This window comes from Streptomyces sp. SID14436 (assembly GCF_010548465.1).
In the GTDB taxonomy this organism is placed as follows: Bacteria; Actinomycetota; Actinomycetes; order Streptomycetales; family Streptomycetaceae; genus Streptomyces.
Map to the genome: position 1 here is coordinate 1 of NZ_JAAGMD010000637.1, position 3,857 is coordinate 3,857.

The following is a 3,857-nucleotide window of genomic DNA, read 5'->3' on the forward strand; positions in this document are numbered from 1 at the left end:
GGCCGCCTCGGCGCCGAGCACCGCCAGCGCCTGCCGCACGCCCTTGCCGCCCGGTGCCGCCGCCGGGGCGCCGCCCACCTCGCACCAGCCGAACGCGTACCGGGCCATCTCGCCGACCCAGGGGTGCAACCGGTCGACGGCCGACGCCAGTTCGGGCCGCACCAGCGCGCGGCACCGGTCCAGCACCCGGTCGGCACCGACCGGTGTGCCGAGGGCCGTCACCGCCCGGCCCCCGTCACGGCCACGTCGGCGGGGGACACGAACTCCTCCTGGGCCCGGGCCACCATCTCCCGCGCGTGGGCGAGGCCGATCCGTTCCATCGTCCGGGCCAGGTCGGCCAGTTCGGCGGCGGTCTCGGCACGGTCCCGGCCCAGCCGGGCCAGCGACTTGGCCAGCCCCAGCCGGGACAGCGCCTCACCGCGCGGCTCGCCCATCGCCCGGAACTCCGCCAGCGCCTGCTCGTACATCGCCCGCGCCTCGGCACAACGACCGGCGCGGTACAGGACGTTGCCGCGCATCTTGTGGTTGTAGGCCAGCGCGCCGGACAGCTTCATCGCCCGGCACCCGGCCTCCGCCTCGGACAGCAGCGCCAGGGCGCGCTCGGTGTCCCCGTCGCGCACCGACACCACGTCGGCGAGCCCGCGCAGCGCCCACGCGTGACCGCGCCGGTCCTCCGCCCGCGCGGCGATCCCGGCCGCCTCCTCGAAGAGGTCGTGGGCGGTGTCCAGCGACCCGGTGTTGCGGTGCATCTGCGCGATGCCCTCCAGGGCCCACACGGTGTGCCGGGCCTCGCCGCGCCGCCGGGCCTCGGCCAGCAGCTGCTCGTGCAGCCGGCCGACCGCCTCGTAGTCACCCTGGATGCGGCCCGTCTCCGCCAGCCCGGCCAGTGAGTAGCCGCGCACCACGACGTCGCCGGACCGCTCGCCCAGACCCGCCGCGAGGCCCAGCAGGCGCCGGGCCAGCGGGAAGGCGCCGCGCTGCCGGGCCAGCGTGCCGCCGCTCCACAGCGCCCAGGCCATCGCCGACCCGTCCCCCGCCTCACGTGCGGCGCGGTAACTCGCCTTCCACGCGCGGTCGGCGTCGGCGACCCGGCCGAGGCGGCGCTGCGCCTCCGCCACGGCGAGTCCGGAGCGGGCCACCTCACCGGGCTCGCCGGCCCGTTCGGCCGCTCTCAGCCGCTCGACCCCGGCGGCCAGGACGTCGTCCAGGGAGGAGTTCACCGAGAGGGTGGTGAGGGCGCCCTGGTACTCCGGGGCGAATGCCTTGCCGTACATCGTTGCCTTTCGGTCCGTCCGCCCACCCGCCGGTGCGGGTCGGCACGGGCGGGTGGACCGGTCTGTCCGCCGCGCCTATACGCTGCGCGTATACACGATGTGTATAGAGCGTCGGAAACGTGCCCCGGCCGGCAGGCCGGGGCATCACCTGTCGCCGGTCAAGACGAGCCCGCGACCGACGGGGTTGCCTGTGCGACGCAGATCACGCGGCGGCCCTCAACCGCCGCCCGTATCAGTGCTGTTGGGGCTTGTGCGGGGTCGCCTCACTGGGCCGGACCACGACGTGTCCCTCGCCCTGGAGGGCGAGTTGCACGGCCTCGCCGGAGCCGCCGCGCAGCATCGAACCCAGCGACTGCGACCGGTTCAGCGAGGTCGCGAGCCCCGCGGTCCAGCCCACGACGGCGTCGGTGTCGACGTAGACCGGCTGCTGCGGAGTGACCGGGATGACCAGCGGGTTGCCGTCGCACACCAGCCCCAGCCGGCCGTGCCCGGTGAAGACGCTGTTGAACAGGCCGCCCCCGGTGATGCCCGCGCCCTTCACGGTGCTGATCCGGTACGACAGGGTGGCGTCGAAGCACAGCACGTTGCGGCCGTTGACGGTGAACTCGTCACCGGGCTCGACGTCGACGATGAAGCAGTTCTGCGCCTCCTGCGCGAACCACGCCTCGCCCCGGCCGCGCACCGACATCAGCGGCAGCCCCTCCCCGGTCACGGCGCGCTTGAGCATGCCGCCCACGCCCTGGCCCTTGCGTTCGAACTGCAGGCTGCCGCGGTAGGCGACCATCGCGCCCTGCCGGGCGAGCATCTCGCCGTCGACCGTGTAGCGGATGCACTTGGCGTTCTCGACGGTCATGCCCGGGGCCGTGGCGGGCTGCACCATGTGCCGGCTGGAAAAGAGGTCACCCTTCATGCCGTCATCCTCACCCGGAGGGGCGCCCTCCGCCAAGATCGGGGGCGGGAGCACCGTCCGCGATGCGGCGGCCGCCGGGCCCCGCGCCCCGGTTCAGTGGCGGGCGACGTCCGGCGCGAGGTCCTCCGGCACCGGCGCGGGCGCCGCGCTGCGGGCCGCCGCCCGGCCGCAGAACGCCGCCTCCAGCGTGCGCAGCATCGTGCTCATCACCTTCGCGTTGTTCGACGTGGTGGCGAGCGCCGTGAGGGAACGCCGGCCGTCCTTCGAGGTGAACGCGTAGGAGTAGTAGCCCTGCACCGCGCCGGTGTGCCCGTACACCGACACACCGCACGACAGGTCGCGGCGCCGCAGCCCCAGCCCGTACGCCTGCCCCGGGCCCGCGGGCACCCAGCGCCGCATCTCCCGCAGGGCCGCCGCGGAGGTCAGCCGCCCCGACAGCAGCGCCGTCAGGAACGTGTTGACGTCCCGCGTGCCGGAGATGACGGCGCCCGCGCTCTGCGCCCAGGACACCGTCTGCTCGGTGGCGTCGACGAGCGCCCCGCCGGCCGTGTCCGGGGTGAGGTAGCCGCGGGTGTGCCGGCCGGGGATCGCGGTGCCGGGATGCACGTAGAACGTGTCGCGCAGGTCCAGCGGCGCGATGATCCGCTCGCGGTACTCGGTGGCCAGCGAGCGGCCGGTCACCGCCCGGACGAGCATCCCCGCGACGACGAAGTTGGTGTTGGAGTAGCGGTAGGCGCCGCCCGGCGCCGTGGTGCGCGGGTGCCCCAGGGACCGGCGGACCAGCGCGCGCAGCGTGAAGACCTTGGTACGGACCGCCTCGAAGCCGGGCACCGTCCGGGCGAACATGTCGTTGGTGTAGTCGTACAGCCCGCTGCGGTGGCTCAGCACATGGCGCACCGTGATGCGGTCGTCGGGCAGCAGCCCCGGCAGATGACGGTCGACCGGGTCGTCCAGCTTCAGCCGTCCCTCGTCGACCAGTTGCAGCAGCACCACGGCGGTCAGCACCTTGGTGATGCTGCCGACGCGGAACCGGTCCCCGGCGGCGAGGGCCCGCCCCGTCCCGCGGTCGGCGACCCCGGTGGCGGCCGTGAGGACCCTGCCGTCGTCGTCGATCCGCGCCATCGCCCCCGGCGCCCCCTGCGACCGGGCGGTGCGCAACAGGCCCTCCAGGCCCGCCAGGTCGGGCGCGTCGGGCGCGGGGGCCGAACCGGGACCCGATGCCGGGGCCGGCGCCGCGGCCGGGGGAGGGGCGGCGTGCGCCGGAACCGCCAGGAGGGACAGGGCGGCCACCGCGGCCACCGCACCCGTACGCATCGTCGCCGCTGTCGAGGCCATTCGCCGCCGCTCCGCTTCTGCCGCACCGTCACCCGGGCCGGACGGCGCGCGGACCGCTCGCGGTCACCGAGCGTCGCCGGTCGCCACAGTATGGCGACGAAAAGCGGACGAACCGGTCAGGCGGACGTGGGGCGGCGGGGCGTGTCGGCCGGTCCGCCGGACCCCTCGGACTCCGGCGCGACGAGCCCGGTGCGGTGGGCGATCGCCACGGCCTCGGTGCGCCCGGCCGCGCCCAGCTTGGCGAGGATGTTCGACACGTGGACGCTCGCCGTCTTGCCGCTGATGAACAGCTCCTCGCCGATCTGCCGGTTGCTGCGCCCGCGGGCGAGCAGCCGCAG

4 protein-coding genes and 1 pseudogene are annotated in these 3,857 nt (G+C 75.2%); all 5 read right to left on the reverse strand.

All coding sequences use genetic code 11. The features are described 5' to 3' along the window. Positions 1-222, reverse strand: a pseudogene (locus G3I53_RS22690) (polyprenyl synthetase family protein); the annotation flags it as partial. After that, on the reverse strand, positions 219-1,274 hold the full coding sequence (locus G3I53_RS22695) for a tetratricopeptide repeat protein (protein WP_164438712.1): 1,056 nt from the start codon (positions 1,272-1,274) through the stop codon (positions 219-221). The pseudogene G3I53_RS22690 and the gene G3I53_RS22695, both read right to left, overlap by 4 nt. Positions 1,275-1,506: 232 nt before the next feature. Further along, positions 1,507-2,184: an AIM24 family protein gene (locus G3I53_RS22700; RefSeq protein ID WP_031102115.1), complete on the reverse strand. Its 678-nt coding sequence runs from the start codon at positions 2,182-2,184 to the stop codon at positions 1,507-1,509. Between the two features lie 93 nt (positions 2,185-2,277). Next, positions 2,278-3,498 carry a serine hydrolase domain-containing protein gene (locus tag G3I53_RS22705; RefSeq protein ID WP_164438714.1) on the reverse strand — a complete coding sequence of 407 codons (1,221 nt, stop codon included), beginning with the start codon at positions 3,496-3,498 and terminating at the stop codon, positions 2,278-2,280. Positions 3,499-3,635: 137 nt separating this feature from the next. Beyond that, positions 3,636-3,857: LuxR C-terminal-related transcriptional regulator (locus G3I53_RS22710; protein WP_164438713.1), on the reverse strand; the 222-nt coding region annotated here is incomplete at its 5' end.

Coding starts and splice junctions, on each gene's coding strand:
- G3I53_RS22695 (WP_164438712.1), bottom strand. CDS start 1,274: ATGTACGGCAAGGCATTCGCCCCGGAGTACCAGGGCGCCCTCACCACC.
- G3I53_RS22700 (WP_031102115.1), bottom strand. CDS start 2,184: ATGAAGGGTGACCTCTTTTCCAGCCGGCACATGGTGCAGCCCGCCACG.
- G3I53_RS22705 (WP_164438714.1), bottom strand. CDS start 3,498: ATGCGTACGGGTGCGGTGGCCGCGGTGGCCGCCCTGTCCCTCCTGGCG.